General features: G+C 50.6%; 2 protein-coding genes. Both read left to right on the top strand.

Features of this window, described 5'->3' with window-relative positions:
* Positions 1 to 252 precede the first annotated feature (252 nt).
* Positions 253 to 1,074: a helix-turn-helix domain-containing protein gene (locus H6B30_RS15875; RefSeq protein ID WP_022040911.1), complete on the top strand. Its 822-nt coding sequence runs from the start codon at positions 253 to 255 to the stop codon at positions 1,072 to 1,074.
* Positions 1,075 to 1,105: 31 nt separating this feature from the next.
* On the top strand, positions 1,106 to 2,067 hold a 962-nt coding region (locus H6B30_RS15880; RefSeq protein ID WP_205112226.1), incomplete at its 3' end, for a site-specific integrase.

Here is a 2,067-nt window from a genome sequence, read left to right on the forward strand (position 1 = left end):
GGAAGCGGCAAGTCGTTCCACATGGAGAAAAACAGGACAAAATGGGAGCAAGCGGCTGCAAAATTCAGTGTTGTAATTACCTGATTTTCAGCTAATATGTTTTAACAAACGAGAAATTCGACTATTGGCGTTTAGTCCTTATTGGAGTAATTTTGTACCACGATTGTACCTCGCAGGAGGGGGCGCACGGTTCGATTTCCTTTCAGCAGCGTGCAACAGCGTTCAACAATGTGCAACAAAATTTCTTCGATGATGGACCGTCAAAATGAACACAAATTAACAGGTCAGCCCGACTTCGGTCGGGATATGCCAAACAAGCCGTTCCTCACCATTGGGGAGGTGGCGGACATACTGCAAGTGAGCAGCCGCACCGTGTATAACCTGATTTACAAGGGTACGCTCCGGGCTTGCAGGATTACGTACCATATTACGCTAATCACCAGGGAGGATTTCTTCCTGATGATTAAGGAAACCACCTACTGCAAGCGGAGCGTCTCGCTATTCGCCAAGCAGGGGAAAAAGACAAAGAAGAAAATGAATGGAGAAAGACAAAAGAATGGAGAAGTAGCTCTCATCCGACAAGAGGGAAAGAAAAAGACAAAGGGCAGTCCGGCAAAACGGCGGCTCATTCCGGCGGACAACTACAAGCAGTCTGTGCGTGACACGTTCACGGACAGGGAGAGTGTCGGCGGTGACCTTTATACGATGGCGGAGATATGCCAAAAGTTCAATTACACCTACGGACGGTTCTACAACCTCCGTATGCGGTACTCGATACCGTGCATCAAAGCCAATTCCACCAAATGCTTCCCGAAAGCGGAAGTGGACAAGGCGATGGCGGAAGAGGACGAGCGGCTGGGCAACAACCTTTCGGAACATTGGTATTCGTGCTTCGACATCATGCGCCTGTTCGGGCTGGGCAAAACCCAAGTCCGCAGGTTTGCCCTCACGCACGGGGTACGGACGAAGCGAATACACGGCAACCGGTTGTACTACCTGAAAGCCGACTGGGATGCGGCACGTAAGGAAGCGGAGCGGAAAAGCGCAAGCACGAAAGCCAAAAGGGAGGAATGAACATTTATAACCAATTAAACACATTAGCGATATGACAAACATTTGTACGAAAGTGACGGTCAGGAAACGACCTATCAAGAACGGGCAGTTGTCACTCTACCTTGACTTCTACCCTCCTGTCAGACACCCGAAAACTGGCAAGCTGACAAGGCGTGAATACCTCGGCATCTACATTTATGCCAATCCGACAGAGAAGTTTGAGGCGGAGTTTAACAAGACCATGCTGCGCAATGCCGAGCTTATCAAGTGCAGGCGGACGGAAGCCATCATTAACGAAGAGTTCGGCTTCCTCGACCGCAACAGGGGCAAAGAGAGCTTCTTGGAATATTTCCGCTCCAAAATGGCGGACGATGACAATTTCAGGAATTGGAACACCGCCTACAAGCACTTCGAGAAGTATTGCGGCGGAAGCTGCACCTTTGATGACTTGACGGTGGAATACTGCCAGGGATTTCTCACCTATATGCTCTCGCTCACCACGCAAAACAAAAGCAAGATGATGGCTTCCACCGCCAACAACAACCTGAACAAGCTGAAATGCGTCCTGCGCCAAGCTTACGAGGAAAGGCGGATTAAGGAGAACATCGCCCCACGGCTGAAACACGCAAAGGAAGCCAATACAAGGCGTGAGTTCCTGACGCTTGACGAGGTGAAAATGCTTGCCAACACGCCCTGCGAGAAGCCAGTCGTAAGGTCTGCGGCTCTGTTCTCCTGCCTTACGGGATTGCGCATCAGCGACATCATACGTCTGCAATGGGAGAACATCATCAGGGCGGCGGATGGCGGCTGGTGTATGCACATCGTCACCAAAAAGACACGGACGGAAGCCATTTTGCCACTGTCAGACGAAGCACTTGCATTCTGTGGCGAGCGTTCCACGGGGCAGGTGTTCAAGGGTATGACGCAAGCATTGCTTCCCTTGTACCTCAAGGATTGGATTAAGTCGGCGGGCATTACAAAACACATAACCTTTCATTGCTTCCGGCATACCTA

Origin of the sequence: Marseilla massiliensis (assembly GCF_016899955.1) — a bacterium.
GTDB lineage: Bacteria > Bacteroidota > Bacteroidia > Bacteroidales > Bacteroidaceae > Prevotella > Prevotella intestinigallinarum.

Coding starts and splice junctions, on each gene's coding strand:
- H6B30_RS15875 (WP_022040911.1), top strand. CDS start 253: ATGGACCGTCAAAATGAACACAAATTAACAGGTCAGCCCGACTTCGGT.